The organism is Duganella sp. OV510, assembly GCF_900100205.1.
In the GTDB taxonomy this organism is placed as follows: domain Bacteria; phylum Pseudomonadota; class Gammaproteobacteria; order Burkholderiales; family Burkholderiaceae_D; genus Rugamonas.
Genome location: NZ_FNEQ01000007.1, coordinates 130,909 through 152,678, shown reverse-complemented (window position 1 = coordinate 152,678; position 21,770 = coordinate 130,909). Strand labels below are relative to the sequence as shown.

The window sequence follows — 21,770 nt, the reverse complement described above, 5'->3', positions numbered from 1 at the left end:
ATTATCCAAGCAGTGCTTCTACAAATTCGGCAGCCACGAAGGGCTGCAGGTCTTCGATCTTTTCGCCGACGCCGATGAAGTACACCGGCACCGGACGCACGCGCGCGATCGCCGCCAGGATGCCGCCCTTGGCGGTGCCGTCCAGCTTGGTAATCACCAGGCCGGTCAGCTTGAGGGCGTCATCGAAGGCTTTGACTTGCGCCAGCGCATTTTGCCCGGTATTGCCGTCGATCACCAGCAGAGTTTCGTGCGGTGCGCCCTCCATGCCCTTGCCGATGACGCGCTGGACCTTTTTCAGTTCTTCCATCAGGTGCAGCTGGGTCGGCAGACGGCCGGCGGTGTCGATCATGACGACGTCGACGCCCTTGGCCTTGCCGGACTGCACGGCGTCAAACGACACGGCAGCCGGGTCGCCGGATGCTTGCGAGATCACGGTGATGTTGTTGCGCTGGCCCCAGACCATCAGCTGCTCGCGGGCGGCGGCGCGGAAGGTGTCGCCGGCGGCCAGCAGCACCGACTGCCCATGCGTCTGCATGTGCTTGGCCAGCTTGCCGATGGTGGTGGTCTTGCCGGCGCCGTTGACGCCGGAGATCATCATCACGGTTGGCGTGTGACGGCCCAGTTCGAAGGGCTGCTGCAGTGGCGTCAGCAGATCGGTTAGCAGCTGTTTCAGCGCGACCTTGACGGCGGCGGCATCCAGCAGCTTGTCTTCCTTGACCTTGCGTTTGAGTTCGTCGAGCAGATAGGTGGTGGCGTCGACGCCAGCGTCGGACATCAGCAGCGCGGCTTCCAGTTCGTCGTACAGATCGTCGTCGATCTTGGCGCCAACGAACAGTACCGACAGGTTGTTCGAGGTTTTCGACAGGCCGGCTTTCAGCCGTGCCATCCACGATTGTTTTTTCTCGGCCGGCTCTTCGATCGGCAGCAGGTCGGGGAGATCGGTGGCGGCAGGCGCGGGAGCGGCGACGGGAGTGGGGGCGACGACAGGCGCCGCAGGCGCTTCGGGAGCGACAGGTTTTTTCTTGAAGAAGCTAAACATGGATATGTATGTGGGGGTGCTGGCCAGCACGAAGTTTGCTTATTTTACCAGAGCGCTCCCCCGCACCCCCGGGGAGTGAAGTGCGGAGTGCTAACCGGCCGATACGACGGCGTGGCGCGCGCGCCATTCGCTGATCGCGCCGGCCAGGTCGGCCAGTTCGAATGTCCGCACATATGGCGGGCGGCGGCGCTTCAGCGCGGCATTGCTGCCGCCAGCCCACAGCTCGGCGCAGCCGTCCAGCCGGGTGTGCAGCTCGGCCAGGCCGTCCAGCGCCTGGCGCGGATTCATCGCCACCGAGAACGACAACGCGATAATGTCCACCCGCTGCGCGCGCGCCGCCTCGACGATATCCAGCAGCGGCGTCTGCACGCCCAGTGAAATGCAATGCGCGCCTTCGGCCACGCACATGGCTTCGGCCATCAGCAGCCCGAGGCCATGACGTTCCTGCGGCAGTGTGGTCAGCAGGACGCGTGGCGCGCTGACGTGGTTGCCATTTGCCTGCGGCATGGCAAAGATGGCACTGCGCATCACCACCGTCAGTGACTCGGTATATAAGTGTTCTTCAAACGTGGCCAGCTGGCCGCTGGCCCAGGCCTCGCCGACCAGCGTGGTCAGCGGCGCCACCAGTTCGATGACGAAACTCTTCAGCCCCATCATCAGCAGCGCCTGCGACAGCTTGCGGCGCAGCGCTTCCATCTGGTGGCTCTTGCACAGGTCGAGATAGGTTTGCAGTTCTGGCGCCGGCGCCGACGGGCTGTTGCCCTTGCCGGCCGCCTTGCCGCTCAGCGCCTGCAATTCGTCAGCGCTGAACTGGATCACCTTGCCGGGACGGAAGCCGAGGTCAATCAGCCGCTTCACCAGCCGCAGCTTGTGGACCTGTTCGATGGGATAGACGCGCTCGCCGTTGGGATCGCGCAGTGGCTGAGGAAAATCGTAGCGGCGCTCCCAGACGCGCAGCGTCTCCTTGGCCACGCCGGTATCGCGTTCGACGTCGCTGATGGTGCTGGGCACTGCTTGTGAGGGAACTGTGTTTGTCATTGGCTAATAGGCGGTGGCACGGGGTCTGGGTGCACGAACAGCGCCCTGCATTCTACATTTGTTTTAGACCTGAAAGTATCGGCGATCAGGCCTGTTGTGCGCGGCTTCGCTTGCACGGCAGGAGCTTGTCCAAGACACAGGGTTGGCATGTAGAACTATTTTCTTCAAACGCTTTTTAAAATAGCTTTTGTCTTGGACAAAATTCTTTCTTTTCGATCAAAAAATATTGCCCGCTGTTGTTGCAGGGCACTATCAGTTCGACGCCACCGTGCGCACAGTTGAATCAATTTCATGCACCAAAGCAGTGCAACAATGCAAGAAAATGCACTATTTTGTCTCCTTCATACAACAGGTAGCAATTTCTTACAAAACGGTAACGTAATGCAACTTCTAGCTGCTTTGACAAAATTTACTACACAAATAAAGCTGTACTACTAGGAGCAAAGTTGGTTTCGGGGCTATTTCGCTGGATAAAACCGCCGAAGAAAGTCTGGAGTTGTTAGCTTATTACCATTCGGTAGAGGCGAGTGTGCGGCGTGTTCAGTATAAAATGGCGTCAGAAATAGCAATGTAGCTATTTTTACTTGGTCCAACGAAGAAGCGGTTATCTCCGTGTTCATCGTGCGGGAAACACTGCTAGTTCGCTTGATCGGCAGGAAATATTGTGATGCGGTAAAATGCCGCTGCTTTGAAAAACCGGCAAGATGCGAGACTGTTCAGTATGAATAGTTTTACACTTGTCAGAATTTCCGGGCATCAGTACATTGCCGCCTCCGGCGCTCCATGAGGGCGCTGCGATCAAGCCGGCGTAGATTCATCGGCCGCATTGAGTGAACGCAGTCCCATTGCGGGCTGCACAGTGGCAGCTGGGGAGTTTGCCCTCACGCACAACGGCACAAGCCGAGCAGCATCGAACACGCCGTACTACTGGCTTATTTTTACAGCAACACAACTGAAGGAAACACGTAATGAAAAAATCCCTTATCGCTATCGCCGTACTGGCAGCAACCAGCTCCGCAGCATTCGCCCAATCGAACGTCACCATCTACGGTATCGTGGATGCAGGCATCACCTCGGAACGCGGCGGCAAAGATGGCAACGTCAGCAAAGTAACCAGCGGCGCGGCTTCGGCTTCCCGTATCGGTTTCAAAGGCACCGAAGATCTGGGTGGCGGTCTGAGCGCGATCTTCAAACTGGAAACCGGCGTGAAAGTTGACGACGGCACCCTGGACAACACCACCAGCACCCTGTTCAACCGTGAAGCCTACGTTGGCGTGTCGTCGAAAACCGCCGGCACCGTGACCCTGGGCCGTCAGTACACCCCGTACTACGAAACCCTGCGCGACGTTGGTGATCCATTCGCAATGGGCTACGCCGGTACCGCTAAAAACCTGTTCCCAGTTGCTTCGTACATGACCCGCAACTCGAACGCTGTTGTGTACAAGACCCCTAACCTGGCCGGCTTCACCGGTTCGGTTTCGTACAGCCTGGGCGAAGTTGCTGGTGATTCGACCGCAACCCGTCAAGTTGGCGGCTCGCTGGCATACGGCAATGGTCCTCTGAATGTCGCTGTTGCTTACAACATGAAAAACAACGACACCCTGACCACCAAAACCGCTGGTGTTGGCCACAACACCCTGGTAGCTGCCAACTACGACTTCAAAGTCGTCAAAGTGTTCGGCGCATGGAGCAAAGATTCGGGCCAGGGTTCGGCACCAATCAACGGCGCAGCTAGCGCAACCGCTACCACCAACGCGTTCGGCTACACCTTCGCACAGTCGGCAGACAGCCGCGATGCGCTGATCGGTCTGACCGCACCACTGGGCGCATCGGGCACCCTGATGGCTTCGTACATCGACAAAGACGACAAAGAAGTTGCTAACCGTGACGCTTCGCAATGGGCCCTGGGTTACAGCTACGCTCTGTCGAAACGTACCAGCACCTACGTTGCTTACGCTAAGATCAAAAACAAAAACGGCGCCGGCTACACCGTTGGTAACAACACCGAAGCTGGTTCGGGTGACAAAGCCTTCAACGTTGGCCTGAAACACTCGTTCTAATTCCTGACTAGTCAGGTTTAGATGCTACAACGGCTGCCCTGTGCAGCCGTTGTTCTTTTGTGAAAGCAGTAACGATGAAGATCACACGACGTGCCGTTTTTGCCGGCGCCATCCTGCTGGTTTCCTGCGCTGTGCTGGCCGCGCCCAAGGGCGGCGGCAAGAAGCCCGGCGCCTTGCCGCGTTACGGCATGCTGGTGTATTCCGATTTATGCATCCACCCGGACAGCGGGGAATTCGGCGGCCAGCGCATCACGCTGCAGCGCTTTGCCGAAGTCGACACGGTTTTATATGAATACACGGCAGGCGGCCTGAGCTGGCCGGCCGTAGCCAGCGACGTGACCATCGATCCGCGCGGCCAGCAGTTTTATTTCACGGTGCAGCCGCCTGATGAAGCGGAGCGCACCATCAATGCCAAGGTGGTGGACGGCGGCAAGGCCATCGTGCTCGATGGCGGCTATTGCGGCGACGAAGCGCTGCCGATGCGCTTGCCGCTGGTGACGGACTTCGGCCGCAAGGCCGGCAACTGCCGCGCCTGCCCGGTGCCGAAGATCAAGAAGGAAATCGAGGAGGAGAAGCCGGTACTGGATAGCGGCTCCACCACCACCGCCGGCTTATGATTTCGCCGCCTCGGCATTCTTGCGGATGGTTTCCAGCGTCGCCCCCGGCGTGATCAGGTTGCCGTCGTAGCGCAGTTCGATCACGGCCGGCAGCTTGTTCTCACGCGTGTAGCTGAGCGCGCGCTGCAGCGCCGGCGCGAACTGCGCGGTTTCGGTGACCACCTCGCCGGCGCCGCCGTAAGCCACCGCCAGTGCGGCGAAGTCCGGATTGTGCAGCGTGGTGCCGGACACGCGGCCCGGATATTCACGCTCCTGGTGCATGCGGATGGTGCCGAACATCGCGTTGTTGAACACGATGATGATGACGCCAGCCTGGTACTGCACCGCTGTCGCCAGTTCCTGGCCGTTCATCATGTACTCGCCGTCGCCGGCAAAGGTAATCACCGTGCGCGATGGATCAATGATCTTTGCAGCTACGCCGGCCGGCACGCTGTAGCCCATCGCGCCGCTGGTCGGCGCCAGCTGCGTGCGCATGCCGCCGTAGCTGTGGAAACGGTGCGCCCAGGTGGCGTAGTTGCCGGCACCGTTGGTGATGATGACGTCGTGCGGCGCCAGCTGATCGATCTGCTGCACCACTTGCCACAGGTCCAGCGGCGCTTTGCCGTCCTGAAAAATCGCCGGCTGCTGCTGCCACGCTTTCAACTCCGCACGCGCTTCGGCCACGGTGTGCTTCCATGCGGAGGCATCAACCGGCTGCATCGCCGCCAGCATCGCCGCCACTTGCGGCATGCCGCTATTGATCATCAATTCAGCCTGGTAGACGCTGCCCAGTTCCTCGGCATCCGCGTGCACGTGGATCAGGCGCTGCGCCGGCACCGGCGATTGCAGGATCGAGTAGCCGCTGGTGGTCATCTCGCCGAGGCGCGGGCCGATCGCCAGGATCACATCCGCCTCGCGCACGCGCGCCGCCAGCTTCGGATTGATGCCGATGCCGACATCGCCGATGTAGTGCGGGTGTTCATTGTCCAGCAAGTCCTGGAAGCGGAAGGCGCACGATACCGGCAACTGGTTGGCTTCGGCGAAGCGCTGGATGTCGGCGCAGGCTTGCGCATTCCAGCCGCCGCCACCCAGCAGGAGCAGCGGCTTTTTCGCTGATGCCAGCATGGCGCGCACGCTGTCGATCTGCGCGGCGGACGGCGAGGCTTGCACCGGCTGGTAGCAGCGGGTGTCGGTGACGGCAGCCCTGGTGGTCAGCATGTCCTCGGGCAGCGCCAGCACCACCGGGCCGGGCCGGCCGCTGGTAGCGATCTGGAAGGCGCGCGCGATGTATTCCGGCATGCGGTCGGCGCGGTCGATCTGCGTCACCCACTTGGCCATCTGGCCGTACATGCGGCGGTAGTCGATTTCCTGGAAGGCTTCGCGGTCGATGAAGTCGCTACCAACCTGGCCGATGAACAAAATCATCGGCGTCGAGTCCTGGAATGCCGTGTGTACGCCGATCGAGGCATTGGTGGCGCCGGGGCCACGGGTGACGAAGCAGATGCCCGGCTTGCCGGTCATCTTGCCGTAGGCGTCGGCCATGAACGCGGCGCCGCCTTCCTGGCGGTTGATGATGAAGCGGATGTCGGAATCGTGCAGCGCGTCGAGCACGTCCAGGTAGCTTTCGCCGGGTACGCCGAAAGCGGTGTCCACGCCGTGGATCTTCAGGGCGTCGACCAGGATCTGGCCGCCGGAGCGGGATGGTTGCGTCATTGTTGTGGGCCTCGTGGGTGAATTATCAGAGCATTCTACGGCGACGGCGCGGGGCCGGCTTTTGGAATGGCGACACCAAATTTCAGATTTGCCGGTGCGGACTGGTACAATAGCGCCCGAAGCAAGCCAGACAGCCGCTGGTCAGTGCGTAAGGCCTGACGGGAGGAAGGTCCGGACTCCATAGAGCGGGGTGACGGTTAACGGCCGTCCGCTGAAAGCCGAAGCGCAAGCCGAGGTATAAGGCGAGGAATAGGGCCACAGAGACGAGCGTATTAAGTTACGGTGAAACGCGGTAACCTCCACCTGGTGCAATTCCAAATAGGCACGCGATGATGTTGCTCGCGGAGCGTGCGGGTAGGAAGCTTGAGCGCTGGAGTAATCCAGCGCCTAGAGGAATGGCTGTCATAGCGCAGGTTCGCCTGCGCCGTAACAAAATCCGGCCTATCGGCTTGCTTCAACTAATTATACGAGATGAAAAAATTCATTCTCGCCCTCGACCAGGGCACGACCAGCTCGCGCGCCATCCTGTTTGACCACCAGGGCCAGATCTGTGGCAGCGCGGCGCAGGAATTCCCTCAGCATTTCCCCCATCCCGGCTGGGTCGAGCATGACCCGATGGATATCTGGCATAGCCAGCTGGCGGTCGCCCGCAAGGTCTTGGCCGACAATCACGTCGATGCACATGACGTGCTGGCGATCGGCGTCACCAATCAGCGCGAAACCACCGTGGTCTGGGACCGCAAGACCGGCGAGCCGATCGCGCCGGCCATCGTCTGGCAGGATCGCCGCACGGCCGATATCTGCGACGCCTTGCGCGCCGACGGCAAGGCCAAAAAAATTACCGATATCTCCGGCCTGGAGCTGGACGCCTATTTCTCCGCCACCAAGCTGAAATGGCTGCTGGATCACGTGCCTGGCGCGCGCGCCAGGGCGGAGCAGGGCGGACTGGCGTTCGGCACGGTCGACAGCTGGCTGGTGTACAAGCTGACCGGTCAGCACGTCACCGACGTCAGCAACGCGGCGCGCACCATGCTGTTCAATATCCACCTGATGCGCTGGGATTACGACCTGCTGCACCTGTTCGGCATTCCCGAAGAAGTGCTGCCGCAGATCGTCTCGTCCAGCGAGGAGGTGGGCAACACCCATCACAGCCTGTTTGGCGCGGCGATTCCGGTGGCCGGCATTGCCGGCGACCAGCAGGCGGCGACCTTCGGCCAGGCTTGTCATCAGCCGGGCATGGTCAAGAATACCTACGGCACCGGATGTTTCATGTTGATGCACCTGGGGCAGCATCCGGTAGCGTCGCACAACCGCCTGCTGACGACAGTGGGCTGGCGGCTGGATGGCGTCACCGATTATCTGCTGGAGGGTAGCGTCTTCATGGGCGGCGCCACAGTGCAGTGGCTGCGCGATGGGCTGGGCATCATCAAGTCCTCAGCCGAAGTGGAGCAGCTGGCGGCCAGCGTGCCGGATAGCGATGGCGTATTCATGGTGCCGGCGTTTGTCGGCCTCGGCGCGCCGCACTGGGATGCGTATGCGCGCGGTTCGCTGTTTGGCCTGAGTCGCGGCAGCACCCGTGCCCACATCGCCCGCGCTGCGGTGGAAGCCATCGCCTACCAGAGCGCCGAGCTGATGGCCGCCATGCAGAAGGATGCTTCGACACCGCTGCGTGAAGTGCGCGCCGATGGCGGCGCCGCCCGCAACGACCTGCTGATGCAGTTCCAGGCCGACCTGCTGGGCGTGCCGGTGGTTCGTCCCAAGGTGACCGAAACCACCGCCCTCGGCGCCGCCTACCTGGCTGGCCTGGCGGTCGGCTTCTGGGATTCGCAGGAAGAAATCGCCGCCCAGTGGGCTTGCGAACGCCGCTTTGAACCGGCGATGTCCGCCGACCGTCGCACCGAATTGCTGGCCAAATGGTCGCGCGCCGTCGATCGTTCGAAAGAATGGGCGCTGTATAATAGCGCTTGATGTCGCGTAGAATTTGTATAGACAAGTTGTCCTGGAGTTGTTGCTATCAGGTAAATTTGAGTTGGTGTTGTGTGTTTTGTCAAGCTTGCCTCATTCCACGTGAGGGCGCTGCCGATGCGCTTCTCGTCGCCTTTCCGCCTATTTCCTCCATCGATGCCGCTGTTGTCTATTTGCTACCGCAATGTTGGCGGTTTGCAACTTTATGCATTTAAATCAATTTTTTTTACGCGACATTTTCCGGTCAAAACACATGGGTATAGATGAGGTGTCACCTTCACAACCTTGGCTAAGTACTTAATTTATCGAATTATTTTGTTTCGAGCTGGCTTCAAGGAATCGCGCTAAGTCCTTAATTTTATTAATAAAATCGTCGTTTCGATTGGCTGAAAGCGCTTGACCGCTATCCGGCCATCCTCTAAAGTGGGCACCTGTGTGAAAAAGTGTCTTTTTGTGGGAAATTTTGCCTGACTTAGCGGACAGGGGAGATGAAAACAAATAGAACTGGTTTCATGCTCCGCTAACCATACAGAGGTAAAAGGTAATCACGTGTTTCAAGGCGCGTCCGCAATCAATCTCGATGCCAAAGGCAGGATGTCCATCCCTGCCAAGCACCGTGACGCGCTCTCGATCCAGTGCGAAGGCCGCCTCACCCTGACGCGCCATCCGGACGGCTGCGTCATGCTGTTCCCCCGTCCTGTGTGGGAACAACACCGTCAACAGATCTCCACCTGGCCGCTGCAGGCACGCGCGTGGCAACGCATTTTCCTCGGTTACGCCACCGACGTGGAAATGGACACCGCTGGCCGCATCCTGATCTCGCCCGAACTCCGCGCCGCTGTCGGCCTGGACAAAGAGGTGATGATGATGGGCATGGGCTCGCACTTCGAGATCTGGGACGCCGCCAAGATGGCGGAAAAAGAGCAGCAGGCCCTGGAGGCCGGCACCCCTGATGTACTTGCCAATTTCTCCTTCTAAGGCCCCACTTTCATGACCACGACAACGGTGCCTGAATTCCAGCATCGCACGGTGCTGCTAGACGAAGCGGTTGACGCGCTGGCGCTGGATGGCGCGCGTGCCAACGGTGTGTTCGTCGACGGCACGTTCGGCCGTGGCGGCCATTCGCGTCTGATCCTGTCGAAGCTGGGCGCCAGCGCGCGCCTGATCGCGTTCGACAAGGACCCGCAAGCGATCGCCACCGCTGAACAAATCAACGATCCACGTTTCGCCATCGTCCACGACAGCTTTGCCACCATGCGCGAAGCGCTGGCGGCCGAAGGCGTGGAACAGGTCGACGGCATTCTGCTCGACCTGGGCATCTCGTCGCCGCAGGTGGATGACGCCGCGCGCGGCTTCAGTTTCCGTAACGATGGCCCGCTCGACATGCGCATGGATACCACGCGCGGCATGTCGGCGGCGGAGTGGCTCGCCACTGAAAACGAACAGACACTGGAAAAGGTGATAAAGGAATATGGGGAAGAACGGTTTGCTTTTCAGATTGCAAAGGCGATTGTTGCTCGCAGGGCAGTCGAACCAATTTCAAGCACACGACAGCTTGCCGGCATCGTGGCAGGCGCGGTCAAGACTCGGGAAAAGGGCAAGGATCCGGCAACCCGCACATTTCAGGCTATCCGGATTTTCATCAATAAAGAGCTTGAAGACCTCGAAGTCGGTTTGAACCATGCCTACGACAGCCTGGCGCCAGGCGGCATCATTGCCATCATCAGCTTCCACTCGCTGGAAGACCGCATGGTGAAGCGCTTTTTCGCGTCCAAGGCGAATGTCGAGCAGCCGGACCGCCGCCTGCCGATCCGCGCGGTCGATCTGCCGCAGCCGGAACTCAAGCTGCTGTTCAAGATGAAGCCATCGGATCAGGAGATCGATGACAATCCGCGTTCCCGCTCGGCGGTAATGCGCGTGGCGCGCCGCCTGCCTATTCCTGCGGAGTCGGCATGAGCGGCAAGATCAACCTGGTGCTGGCGGCCTTGCTGGTCGCTTGCGGCCTGTCGCTGGTCAATGCGCAGTACCAGGCGCGCCATCTGTTCATTGAACTGGAACGCACGCAGTCGCAGGCACGCCAGCTGGATATCGAATGGGCGCAATTGCAGCTGGATCAATCGACGCTGGGCAAGCACGCCCGCATCGAGGAAATCGCACGCCGCGATCTGAACATGACGCCGCTGACTGCGGCGCGCACGCAGTACCTGACGCCGGAGCACGCAAAATGAGCCGCGGCAGCAATGTGAACACCTCGCGCGTGGCCGCCTCGAAAGGCGTGGCCTTCTCCAAGAGCCCTGTATTGGCAGTCCGTCTGCCGACCTGGCGCTCGCGCGTTGTGCTGTTCGTATTGTTTGCCGCCTTCGCCGCGCTGGCCGCGCGCGCGCTGTGGCTGCAAGGCCTGTCGACCCAGTTCCTGCAAAAGCAGGGTGAAATCCGTTACGCGCGCACGCTGGAATTGCCGGCCACGCGTGGCAAGATCACCGACCGCGATGGCCAGGTGCTGGCGTCGTCGGTGCCGGTCAAAGCCATCTGGGCGATCCCGGACGATGTGCAGGAAGCGCCGCCGGCCAAGCTGAAACAGCTGGCCAGGCTGCTCGACATGAGCGACGCCGACCTGAAAAAGAAACTCGACTCCGACCGCAGCTTCGTCTACCTGAAACGCCAGGTGGAGCAGGATGTGGCTGACCAGATCACCAAGCTGGGTATCGAAGGCATCCAGACCCGCAAGGAGTACAAGCGCTTCTACCCGCAGGGCGAAGTGACCACCCACGTGGTTGGCTTCACAAACGTGGAAGACCAGGGCCAGGAATCGATGGAGCTGGCGCAGCAGAAAACCTTGCAAGGCGTGCCGGGCAGCCGCCGTGTCATCAAGGACCGCCTGGGCCACATCGTGGAAGATATCGAATCGATCCGCGAGCCGCACGACGGCAAGGACCTGACGCTGTCGATCGACAGCAAGATCCAGTACATCGCCTTCACCCAGATCAAGGACGCAGTCGAGAAATTCCGCGCCAAGGCTGGCGCCGCGCTGGTGCTGGACGTCCACACCGGCGAAGTGCTGGCGCTGGCCAACTGGCCTAGCTATAACCCGAACGATCGCTCCAAGCTGACCGGCGAACAGCTGCGCAATCGCGTGATGACCGATACCTTCGAGCCGGGATCGTCAATGAAGCCGTTCCCGGTGGCGATGGCGCTGGACGCGAAAAAGATCACGCCGCACACCATGTTTGACACCGGTAACGGCTCGATGGTGATTGGCGACCGCGTGATCCATGACACGCACGCCCATTATATGATCGACGTGCAGACCATTATCCAGAAATCGTCCAACATCGGCACCACCAAGATTGCCTTCGGCATGCCGGCGCAGGACCTGTGGGAGATGTTCACCAAGCTGGGCTTCGGCCAGCAGCCGAAGTGGGGCTTTCCTGGCGCAGTGGCCGGCCGCGTGCGTCCTTACAAATCGTGGCGACCGATCGAGCATGCGAATATGAGCTTCGGCCAGGGTATCTCGGTATCGCTGATCCAGCTGGCGCGCGCTTACATGGTGCTGGCGCGTGACGGCGACATCATTCCGCTGTCGTTCCAGAAGGTGCATGAGGCGCCACACGGTACGCAGGTGATCAGCCCGAAAACCGCCGCCGAGATGCGCGAAATGCTGGAGATGGTGACGCTGCCAGGCGGTTCGGCAGTCAAGGCGCAAGTGCCTGGCTACCGCGTTGGAGGCAAGACTGGCACCGCGCAGAAGTTCATCGGCGGTCGCTACTCGCACACCAAATATATCGGTAACTTCGTCGGCATGGCGCCGATGTCGGACCCGCGCTTCATCATTGCGGTCATGATCGACGAGCCTGCCGGTCCGGTGACTTATGGCGGCGACGTGGCCGGCCCGGTATTTTCCGCGCTGGCGGCGCAAGCGCTGCGCGCCAAGAACGTGGCGCCCGACTCGGACCTGACCCATATCATCATTCCTGAATCTGCAGCACAGGGGAACATGTGACGACTTCTACTTTCGACCCTATCGCTGTTGCTACCGCGATCCGCAAGCTGGCGCCAACGGCGAACCTGGCTTCGGATTCGCGTCGCATCAAGCTGGGCGATGTGTTTTTTGCTTATCCCGGCGACGCCGGCGATGGGCGCAGCTTTATCGACGGCGCCATCGAGCAGGGTGCCGCGCTGGTGGTGCTCGACCCTGCTGGGTTTACCTGGAACGACAAGTGGATCGTGCCTTATTTGACGGTCGAGAACCTGAAGAAAAACGCTGGCGCCATCGCGCACGCCTTCTACGATCAGCCGGATGCCGGCATGTACACCGTCGGCGTCACCGGCACCAATGGCAAAACTTCCAGTGCCGTGTGGCTGGGCCAGGCGCTGTCGCGCGGCGGCGAACCGGCTGCTGTTATCGGCACGCTGGGCGTGGGCGTGTTCAAGCCACGCGGCGAAGTGGAATACGATGTCACCGGCTACACCACGCCGGACGCGGTGCTGCTGGCGCGCTCGCTGGCCGAGCTGCGCGAGAAGGGCGCCGCTTCGCTGGCGATTGAAGTGTCGTCGATCGGCCTGGAACAAGGCCGCGTATCGGGCATGCATTTCGACGTGGCGCTGTTCACCAACCTGACCCGCGACCACCTGGACTATCACGGTACGATGGAAGCCTACGAGGCGGCCAAGGTCAAGCTGTTCGACTGGCCGGGTTTGAAAACCGCTGTCGTCAATCTGGACGATCCTGCCGGCGTGCGCATCATCGATCACCTGAAAGCGAAGCCAGTGGCGCTGGCTGGCGAGATCCCGCTGATCGGCTACACGCTGCACGACAGCACTGCGCGTCCGGATATAGAAGGCGTGATGATACTGCGCGCCAGCCAGCTGCGCGCTGGTCGCAGCGGCGGCACCGAATTTCATCTGGATTGCCCGCTGGGCGTGGCGCAGGTGCGCACGCAGCTGGTGGGCGGCTTCAATATCAGCAACGCACTGGGCGTCATCGGCGCGGTGCTGGCCAAGGGTCTGGGCCTGCGCGCCGCCATTGAGGCGGCGGAAGCACTCGCGCCGGCGCCGGGCCGCATGCAGCAGGTTGGCGGCCACGATGCGCCGCTGATCGTCATCGACTACGCGCACACGCCGGACGCGCTGGAGAAAACCCTGGCCGCGTTGCGTCCTGTGGCGAACGACCGTGGCGGCCAGCTGTGGTGTGTGTTTGGCTGCGGCGGCGATCGCGATCCGGGCAAGCGTCCGCAGATGGGCAAGATCGCGCAGGCGGCGGATCATGTGCTGGTCACCAGCGACAATCCTCGCAGCGAAGAACCGCATTCGATCATCGAACAGATTTTGGCGGGCATGGACCAGAACAATCCGGCATCGACGGTGCAGGCGCTGGACGACCGCGCGGCCGCCATCCTGTCGGCGATCAAGCATGCCGGCAAGCCGGACGTGATCCTGCTGGCCGGTAAAGGCCATGAGCCATACCAGGAAATCAAGGGCAAGAAGCTGCCATTCTCGGACGCCGATCATGCGCAACTGGCGCTGTCGGCGCGTTTAACCATGATGAGGACGAATTAATGCGTGCAGCAGTCGCACAAATTCTGCCTTCTCTGACCGGCGCACGCTTAGTGAACGCCGGCGATGTTGTATTCAACGGCGTGTCGACCGACAGCCGTAGCGTTTCTGCAGGCGCGCTGTTTGTCGCCCTGCGCGGTGAGGTATTTGACGCCCACAACTTCCTGCCGCAAGTGGTGGAGAAGGGCGTCGCCGCAGTGGTCGTGGAAGAACTGCCGGAAGGCTGGACCGAATCGACCAACATCGCAGCCGTCGTCGTACCCAACACGCTGGTGGCGCTGGGGCAGATCGCCAACTGGTGGCGCAAGCAGTTCAGCATGCCGGTCATCGGCGTCACCGGCAGCAACGGCAAGACCACGGTGAAAGAAATGATCTCCGCGATCCTGGCGGCAGCCCATGGCGAAGAAGGCCGCCTGGCCACGCGCGGCAACCTGAATAACGAAATCGGCGTGCCGCTGACGCTGTTCCGCATGGACGCGCAGCAGCAGGCCGCGGTGATCGAGATGGGCATGAACCATCCGGGCGAGATCGGCCGCCTGGCATTGATCGCCGGCGCGAACATCGCCATGGTCAACAACGCACAGCGCGAGCACCAGGAATTCATGCACACCGTGGAAGCGGTGGCGCGTGAGAATGGTTCGGTGCTGACGGCGCTGCCCAAGGATGGCGTCGCCGTCTTCCCACATGGCGACGAGTTCACGCCGATCTGGGAAGAACTGTCGGCCGGCCGCCGCATGCTGCGCTTTGGTTTGCACAAGGATGCGGAAGTCAGCTGCACCTGGCGCGCCAGCGATTTTGAGAGCGAGATGTTCATCACCATCAGCGAAAGCGAAGGCGATGTGCGTCAGTTCTTCGTGCGCCTGCAGGCGGCTGGTGAACATAATGTGCGCAATGCGCTGGCTGCGGTGGCGTGCACCTATGCCGCTGGCGTGTCGCTGGAAGAGATCAAGCGGGGCCTCGACACCTTTGCGCCGGTCAGCGGCCGTTTGCAGAAAAAGCAGGCAGTCAATGGCGCGGTGGTGATCGACGATACCTACAACGCCAATCCGGATTCGGTGCGCGCCGCCATCGATGTGCTGTCGAAAGCCGCCGCGCCGCGCGTGCTGGTGCTCGGTGATATGGGCGAAGTCGGCACGCAAGGCCGTGAATTCCACGAAGAGATCGGCGCTTACGCGCGAGACAAGGGCATCGAGACGGTGCTGGTAACAGGCGAACTGGCCGCGTATATCAAAGGCGCCAACGTTCGTCATTTTGAAAACTTTGGCGACTTGCTGTCTGCTGTTGAAGCAGCGGTGTCGCCTGATGCAACTGTATTAATCAAGGGCTCCCGTTTCATGAAGATGGAGCGGGTCGTGCAGCATTTGATTGGGTCGCAACAAGCTAACAAGGAAGGTCACTAATCATGCTGCTCTGGCTCGCACAATTTTTCCAGGATGATCTCGGGTTTCTCCGGGTCTTCAATTTCATCACCTTCCGCGCGGTGTTTGCGACGGCGACGGCGCTGTTCATCGGCCTGGCCGCTGGTCCGTTCGTAATCCGCAAGCTGACCGCGATGAAGTATGGCCAGGCGGTGCGTACCGATGGTCCGCAGACGCACCTGAAAAAACACGGTACGCCGACCATGGGCGGCGTGCTCATTCTGTTGTCGATCGCGATTTCCACGCTGCTGTGGTGCGATCTGTCGAACCGTCTGATCTGGCCGGTGCTGATTGTGACGCTGGGCTTTGGCGCGGTCGGCTGGGTGGATGACTATCGCAAGGTGGTGTACCAAGACCCGGAAGGCATGCGCTCGCGCGAGAAGTATTTCTGGCAGTCGCTGGTCGGCATTGCCGCCGCGCTGTACCTGGCGTTCTCGGTGTCGGCGCCGAACACCAGCAAGGTGTTTGAGCTGTTCTTTGCGTGGGTGCAGTCGGGCTTCTCGATGGACCTGCCGCCGAAGGCTGACTTGATTGTGCCGTTCTTTAAAACGATCAGCTATCCGCTGGGCGTGTGGGGTTTCATTGCGCTGACCTACTGTGTCATCGTGGGCTCGTCCAACGCCGTTAACTTCACCGATGGCCTGGATGGCCTGGCGATCATGCCGACCATTATGGTTGGCTCGGCCCTGGGCCTGTTTGCTTACCTGACCGGCAGCGTGACGTATTCGAAGTATCTGTTCATTCCGCACATTCCTGGCGCGGGCGAGCTGATTATCTTCTGCGGCGCGCTGGCTGGCGCTGGCCTGGCCTTCCTGTGGTTTAACACGCATCCGGCACAGGTATTCATGGGCGACGTGGGCGCGTTGGCGCTGGGCGGCGCGCTGGGCACCATCGCGGTGATCGTGCGTCAGGAAATCGTGTTGTTCATCATGGGCGGTATCTTCGTTGCGGAGACGGTGTCGGTGATGATTCAGGTGATGTGGTTCAAGTACACCAAGAAACGCTATGGCACTGGCCGTCGCGTGTTTTTGATGGCGCCGCTGCACCACCACTTTGAACAAAAAGGCTGGAAAGAGACCCAGGTTGTCGTGCGCTTCTGGATTATCACGATGATACTGGTACTGGTTGGACTCTCGACGTTGAAACTGCGCTGATGATTTACGAAGGCAAAAACGCACTGGTATTAGGGCTGGGGGAATCCGGCCTGGCGATGGCGCTGTGGCTCGCCCGCAGCGGCGCGCGCTTGCGCGTGGCCGATACGCGTGAGTCACCTGAGCGTTTGCCAGCATTGCGTTCGGCCGTGCCTGATGTCGAATTCGTCGCTGGTCCGTTTGGCGCATCGCTGCTGGAGGGCGTGGACTTTGTGACCGTTAGCCCTGGCCTGGCGCCGAACCGTGAGCTGGCAGAGATTGCGCCAGCCGCTGCTGCTGCCGGCATTGAAGTGTGGGGCGAAATCGAGTTGTTCGCGCAGGCGCTGGATGCGCTGAAGGCAGAGCGCGCTTACGCACCGAAAATCATCGCCATCACCGGCACCAACGGCAAGACGACCGTGACCACGCTGGTCGGCCAACTGTGCGAACGTGCCGGCAAGACGGTGCGCGTCGCCGGCAACATCAGCCCCGCCGCGCTGGACGTCCTGCGCGAAGTCCTCGACGCCGCGCCAGCCGCCGCCTCTGCATCCGACGCCGCGTCGCTGCCGGACATCTGGGTGCTGGAGCTGTCCAGCTTCCAATTGCAGACGACTTTCACGCTCGAAGCCGACGCGGCGACTGTGCTGAACGTGACGCAGGACCACCTTGACTGGCACGGCGACATGCCATCGTACGCCGCCGCCAAGCACCGCATCTTCGCCGCCAACACCGTGCGCGTGCTGAACCGCGACGACGCAACGACGATGCGCATGGCCAGCACCACCGGCCACAACGTCACCTTCGGCACCGACGCGCCAACCCTGCGCGACGACCTTGGCCTGAACAATGAACGCGGCGTGCTGTGGCTCGCCACCGCCATCCCGGCCGAAGAAGAGGGCGAACCGAAGAAACGCAAAAAGAACGATCCACCGCCAGCACCGGTGGAATGCATCGTCAAGAACCTGATGCCAGCCGACGCGCTGCAAATCCGTGGCGTCCACAACGCCGCCAACGCGCTGGCCGCGCTGGCCCTGTGCCGCGCCATCGACCTGCCATTGGCGCCGCTGCTGCATGGTCTGCGCGAATATCGCGGCCAGCCGCATCGCGTCGAACTGGTCAGCGCCATCAACGACGTTGAATACTACGACGACAGCAAAGGCACCAACGTCGGCGCCACAGTGGCAGCACTGAACGGCTTGGGCAAAGCCTTCACCGGCGACAGCCAGCGCCTGCTGGTCATCCTCGGTGGCGATGGCAAAGGACAGGACTTCGCGCCACTGGCCGAGCCACTGGCGCAGTACGCCCGCGCCGCCATGCTGATCGGCCGCGACGCCGTACAAATCCGCGCCACGCTGGAACGGGCCGCCCGCGAGCAGGGCGCCGAACTGCCATACACGCTGGAAGACTGCGGCACCGACCTGCCGCAAGCAGTCAAGCGCGCCGCCGAACTGGCGCACGCTGGCGACGCCGTGCTGCTGTCGCCGGCGTGCGCCAGCATGGACATGTTCAAGAACTACGCGCATCGCGCCCAGGTGTTCATCGACACCGTGCGCGACATCGCGCTTGACGCTGGACAGGAGATCTGATGCCCTTGCAACTGCCATTCCGCTTTGGCTCCAAGTCGGCTGAAACGCCGATGGAGAGTCGCGCGCGGCAGTCCAAGATGATGGAATACGACCAGCCACTGGTCTGGGTCACGCTGCTGCTGATGCTGCTCGGGATGGTGATGGTCTACTCGGCCTCGATCTCGCTGCCGGACTCGCCGAAATTCGCCAACTATGTGCGATGGCAGAACACCTACTTCCTGCAACGCCAGGCCATGTTCATCGCCGTCTCGCTGATGGCTGGCCTGTTCGTGTTCCGTGTCCGTATCGCTGATCTGCAGAAGGCCGCACCGTACCTGTTCATCGGCACACTGGTGCTGCTGGTGCTGGTGCTGATCCCCGGCATCGGTGTGGTAGTCAATGGCGGCCGCCGCTGGCTGTCGCTGAAGGTGTTCAATATCCAGCCATCGGAACTGATGAAAGTTGTGGCTGTGCTGTACGCCGCCGACTACACGGTGCGCAAGCAGCAGTACATGCACAAGCTGACCAAGGGCTTCATGCCGATGGCGGCGGCGATCGGCTTCGTCGGCCTGCTGTTGCTGCTGGAGCCCGACCTGGGCGCCTTTGGCGTGATCGTCTGCATCGCCATGGGCATCCTGTTCCTGGGCGGGATCAACGCCATCTGGTTCGGCGGTATCGGCGCCGTGCTGGTGACAATCTTTGTATCGATCATCGCGCTGTCCAAGTTCCGCCGCGAGCGTTATTTCGCTTACCTCAATCCGTGGGAAGAAGACAATGCGCTGAACAAGGCATACCAGCTGACACACTCGCTGATCGCTTTCGGGCGCGGCGAAATTTTTGGCGTTGGTCTGGGCGGCAGCGTGGAAAAACTGCACTACCTGCCAGAAGCGCACACCGACTTCCTGCTGGCCGTGATCGGCGAAGAACTGGGCCTGGCCGGGGTGCTGGTGGTGATTGCGCTGTTCTACTGGATCATCAAGCGCGCCTTCGACATCGGCCGCCAGGCCATCGCCATCGACCAGACCTTTGCCGGCCTGACGGCCAAGGGCATCGGCATCTGGATCGGCGTCCAGACGTTCATCAATATGGGTGTGAATCTGGGCTTACTGCCAACCAAGGGCTTGACCCTGCCGCTGATGAGCTACGGCGGCACGGGCGTTGTAATTAACTGTATCGGACTCGCGATCCTGCTCCGGATCGACTACGAGAACCGGGTCCTGATGCGTGGTGGCAGACTATGAAACGATTAATGATTATGGCGGCCGGTACTGGCGGTCATATTTTCCCCGGCCTGGCGATCGCGCAAACCATGCGCGCGCGCGGCTGGGAAGTGAGCTGGCTGGGCACGTCCACCGGCATGGAGCAGGAGCTGGTGCCGAAGCATGGCATCGCGATGGACAGCATCAACTTCACCGGCATGCGCGGCAAGGGCCTGAAGCATTCGCTGGGCGGCGCGCTGAGGATGGTGAAGGCGTTTGCCGACTGCTTCGGCTTCATCGGCCGCCGCAAGCCGGACGTGGTGCTGGGCATGGGCGGTTACGTGACCGTGCCTGGCGGCCTGATGTCGCGCATGCGCGGTGCGCCGCTGGTGCTGGTGAATGCCGATGCGGCGCTGCTGCTGTCGAACAAAACGCTGGTGCCGTTCGCCGGCCGCGTGTGCTTCGGCTTCCCGGCGGAATTCGGCAATGCGGCGGGCAAGGCGGTAGTCACCGGCAATCCTGTGCGCAAGGAGATCCTGGACATGGCGCCGCCGGCACAGCGTTTCGCCGGCCGTGAAGGCCAGCTGCGCATCCTGGTGGTGGGCGGCAGCCTGGGTGCGAAAGCGCTGAACGATGCGCTGCCGGCAGCACTGGCGCTGATTCCGGAAGCACAGCGTCCGCTGGTGACGCACCAGTCGGGCAAGAAGAATATCGATGCGCTGCGTGCGGCGTATCAGCAGGCCGGCGTGACGGCCAATGTGGTCGACTTCATCGACGACATGGCGGCCGCCTACAGCGCTGCGGACCTGGTGATCTGCCGCGCCGGCGCCATCACCGTGTCCGAGCTGACGGCGGCTGGCGTGGCCAGCGTGCTGGTGCCTTTCGTAGCATCGACCACCAGCCACCAGCGCGACAACGCGCAGTGGATGGCGAAACAGAAGGCGGCAATTCATATGCCGCAAACGGAATTGAGCGCGCAATCCGTTGCGACGCTGTTGGAAACGCTGACCCGCGCGTCCTGCCTGGCAATGGCCACGGCAGCGCGCGAAGTCGGCAAGCGTGATGCGAATGATTCGATTGCGCAGGTATTGGAGCAGTTAGCATGAAACACAAAGTACAGAACATACACTTCGTCGGCATCGGCGGCAGCGGCATGAGCGGCATTGCAGAAGTGCTGCTCACGCTGGGCTACAACGTGTCCGGCTCGGACCTGGGCAGCAACGCTGTCACCCAGCGCCTGGCCGACATGGGCGCGACCGTGTATCTGGGCCACGCGACGGAAAACATCGGCAAGGCCGATGCTGTCGTGACCTCGACCGCTGTACAGCAGGACAATCCTGAAGTAGTGGCGGCACGCAGCCGTAAGATTCCTATCGTCCCGCGCGCAGTAATGCTGGGCGAGCTGATGCGCCTGAAGCGCGGCATCGCCATCGCCGGCACGCACGGCAAGACCACCACCACCAGCCTGGTGGCGTCCGTGCTGGCGCAGGGTGGGCTTGATCCGACCTTCGTCATCGGCGGCCGCCTGACCAGCGCTGGCGCCAACGCCAAGCTGGGCACCGGCGAATACCTGGTGGCGGAAGCCGATGAGTCGGACGCCTCGTTCCTGAACCTGACGCCGATGATCGAAGTCATTACGAACATCGACGCCGACCACATGGAAACCTACGAGCACGACTTCGAAAAGCTCAAGCAGGCTTTCGTCCACTTCACGCATCGTCTGCCGTTCTACGGCCGCGCCATGCTGTGCATCGACGATCCGCACGTGCGCTCGATCCTGCCGCACGTGACCAAGCCGGTCACCACTTATGGTTTCGCCGAAGACGCCGAAGTGCGCGCGGTTAACGCCCGCGCCGTCGGCGTGGAAATGCACTTCACCGTCAAGCAGGAAGGCTATCCCGACCTGGACGTGGTGCTGAACCAGCCTGGCCTGCACAATGTGCAGAATGCCTGCTCGGCCATCGCCATCGCGCGTGAAATCAATATTCCGGACAGCGCCACGCAGGCTGGCCTGGCTGGCTTTGCGGGCGTTGGCCGCCGTTTCACCAAGTATGGCGATGTTGCAATTCCCGCCGGCGGCAAGTTCACGCTGGTGGACGACTTCGGCCACCATCCGCTGGAAATGGAAGTGACCATGGCCGCCGCGCGCGCTGCCTATCCGGGCCGCCGTCTGGTGCTGGCCTTCCAGCCGCACCGTTACAGCCGCACGCGTGACCTGTTCGAAGACTTCGTCAAAGTCCTCGGCGCGCCGGACGTGCTGGTGCTGGGCGAAGTGTACGCCGCTGGCGAAGCGCCGGTGGTGGCTGCCGACGGCCGCGCGCTGGCACATGCATTGCGCGCACGCGGCAAGACGGAACCAATTTTTGTTGAGGCCATCGGCGATATGCCGGAGACCATCATGGGCGTGGTGCGTGACGGCGATGTCGTCATGACCATGGGCGCAGGCTCGATCAGCGGCGTCCCGGCCAAACTGACTAATTATCCAAAGGTCTGA

Annotated in this window: 17 protein-coding genes and 1 other RNA gene; 15 read left to right on the top strand and 3 right to left on the bottom strand. The window is 61.5% G+C overall.

Annotated features, from left to right (window positions below):
- Position 1 precedes the first annotated feature (1 nt).
- Together ftsY and BLS51_RS19010 are read right to left on the bottom strand one after the other, a co-directional pair.
- Positions 2-1,039, bottom strand: a complete 1,038-nt coding sequence (gene ftsY / locus BLS51_RS19015; protein WP_090186476.1) for a signal recognition particle-docking protein FtsY — start codon at positions 1,037-1,039, stop codon at positions 2-4.
- Positions 1,040-1,129: 90 nt separating this feature from the next.
- On the bottom strand, positions 1,130-2,077 hold the full coding sequence (locus tag BLS51_RS19010) for a MerR family transcriptional regulator (RefSeq protein WP_090186468.1): 948 nt from the start codon (positions 2,075-2,077) through the stop codon (positions 1,130-1,132).
- A gap of 968 nt (positions 2,078-3,045) precedes the next feature.
- Here BLS51_RS19010 and BLS51_RS19005 point away from each other — a divergent pair.
- The gene (locus BLS51_RS19005) at positions 3,046-4,137 is read left to right on the top strand and encodes a porin (protein ID WP_090186462.1); all 1,092 of its coding nucleotides are present in this window, start codon (positions 3,046-3,048) and stop codon (positions 4,135-4,137) included.
- A 74-nt stretch (positions 4,138-4,211) separates the two neighbouring features.
- Positions 4,212-4,754, top strand: coding sequence for a hypothetical protein (locus BLS51_RS19000; RefSeq protein WP_090186458.1), 543 nt, complete (start codon positions 4,212-4,214; stop codon positions 4,752-4,754).
- Here the strand turns inward: BLS51_RS19000 and BLS51_RS18995 are convergent.
- Complete coding sequence (locus tag BLS51_RS18995; RefSeq protein WP_090186454.1) at positions 4,749-6,446, bottom strand: thiamine pyrophosphate-binding protein; 1,698 nt, start codon at positions 6,444-6,446, stop codon at positions 4,749-4,751. The two genes, BLS51_RS19000 and BLS51_RS18995, sit on opposite strands and share 6 nt — an antisense overlap.
- A 118-nt stretch (positions 6,447-6,564) precedes the next feature.
- On the opposite strand from BLS51_RS18995, the gene rnpB reads away from it, so the two are divergent.
- The 13 genes from rnpB (at position 6,565) to murC (ending at position 21,770) form a co-directional block, all read left to right on the top strand.
- Positions 6,565-6,906: RNase P RNA component class A (gene rnpB, locus BLS51_RS18990), an RNA gene on the top strand.
- A gap of 11 nt (positions 6,907-6,917) precedes the next feature.
- Positions 6,918-8,414, top strand: coding sequence for a glycerol kinase GlpK (gene glpK, locus BLS51_RS18985; protein WP_090186447.1), 1,497 nt, complete (start codon positions 6,918-6,920; stop codon positions 8,412-8,414).
- A gap of 546 nt (positions 8,415-8,960) precedes the next feature.
- The gene (mraZ, locus tag BLS51_RS18980) at positions 8,961-9,389 is read left to right on the top strand and encodes a division/cell wall cluster transcriptional repressor MraZ (protein WP_090186444.1); all 429 of its coding nucleotides are present in this window, start codon (positions 8,961-8,963) and stop codon (positions 9,387-9,389) included.
- Between the two features lie 12 nt (positions 9,390-9,401).
- Entirely contained in the window at positions 9,402-10,367 is a 966-nt protein-coding gene (gene rsmH / locus BLS51_RS18975; protein WP_090186441.1) for a 16S rRNA (cytosine(1402)-N(4))-methyltransferase RsmH, read from the top strand.
- Positions 10,364-10,639, top strand: a complete 276-nt coding sequence (gene ftsL / locus BLS51_RS18970; protein ID WP_090186438.1) for a cell division protein FtsL — start codon at positions 10,364-10,366, stop codon at positions 10,637-10,639. Before rsmH ends, ftsL begins: the two co-directional genes overlap by 4 nt.
- Positions 10,636-12,411 (top strand): peptidoglycan D,D-transpeptidase FtsI family protein, encoded by a 1,776-nt coding sequence (locus BLS51_RS18965; RefSeq protein ID WP_090186433.1) that lies wholly within the window; start codon positions 10,636-10,638, stop codon positions 12,409-12,411. The genes ftsL and BLS51_RS18965 overlap by 4 nt, the downstream gene beginning before the upstream one ends.
- The gene (locus tag BLS51_RS18960; RefSeq protein WP_090186429.1) at positions 12,408-13,967 is read left to right on the top strand and encodes a UDP-N-acetylmuramoyl-L-alanyl-D-glutamate--2,6-diaminopimelate ligase; all 1,560 of its coding nucleotides are present in this window, start codon (positions 12,408-12,410) and stop codon (positions 13,965-13,967) included. The genes BLS51_RS18965 and BLS51_RS18960 overlap by 4 nt, the downstream gene beginning before the upstream one ends.
- The gene (gene murF / locus BLS51_RS18955) at positions 13,967-15,364 is read left to right on the top strand and encodes a UDP-N-acetylmuramoyl-tripeptide--D-alanyl-D-alanine ligase (protein WP_090186425.1); all 1,398 of its coding nucleotides are present in this window, start codon (positions 13,967-13,969) and stop codon (positions 15,362-15,364) included. Before BLS51_RS18960 ends, murF begins: the two co-directional genes overlap by 1 nt.
- Before the next feature lie 2 nt (positions 15,365-15,366).
- Positions 15,367-16,536 (top strand): phospho-N-acetylmuramoyl-pentapeptide-transferase, encoded by a 1,170-nt coding sequence (mraY, locus tag BLS51_RS18950; RefSeq protein WP_090186420.1) that lies wholly within the window; start codon positions 15,367-15,369, stop codon positions 16,534-16,536.
- On the top strand, positions 16,536-18,098 hold the full coding sequence (gene murD / locus BLS51_RS18945) for a UDP-N-acetylmuramoyl-L-alanine--D-glutamate ligase (protein WP_090186416.1): 1,563 nt from the start codon (positions 16,536-16,538) through the stop codon (positions 18,096-18,098). Before mraY ends, murD begins: the two co-directional genes overlap by 1 nt.
- On the top strand, positions 18,098-19,318 hold the full coding sequence (gene ftsW, locus BLS51_RS18940) for a putative lipid II flippase FtsW (protein ID WP_090186412.1): 1,221 nt from the start codon (positions 18,098-18,100) through the stop codon (positions 19,316-19,318). Before murD ends, ftsW begins: the two co-directional genes overlap by 1 nt.
- Complete coding sequence (gene murG / locus BLS51_RS18935) at positions 19,315-20,382, top strand: undecaprenyldiphospho-muramoylpentapeptide beta-N-acetylglucosaminyltransferase (protein WP_090186408.1); 1,068 nt, start codon at positions 19,315-19,317, stop codon at positions 20,380-20,382. The genes ftsW and murG overlap by 4 nt, the downstream gene beginning before the upstream one ends.
- Complete coding sequence (gene murC, locus BLS51_RS18930; protein ID WP_090186403.1) at positions 20,379-21,770, top strand: UDP-N-acetylmuramate--L-alanine ligase; 1,392 nt, start codon at positions 20,379-20,381, stop codon at positions 21,768-21,770. The genes murG and murC overlap by 4 nt, the downstream gene beginning before the upstream one ends.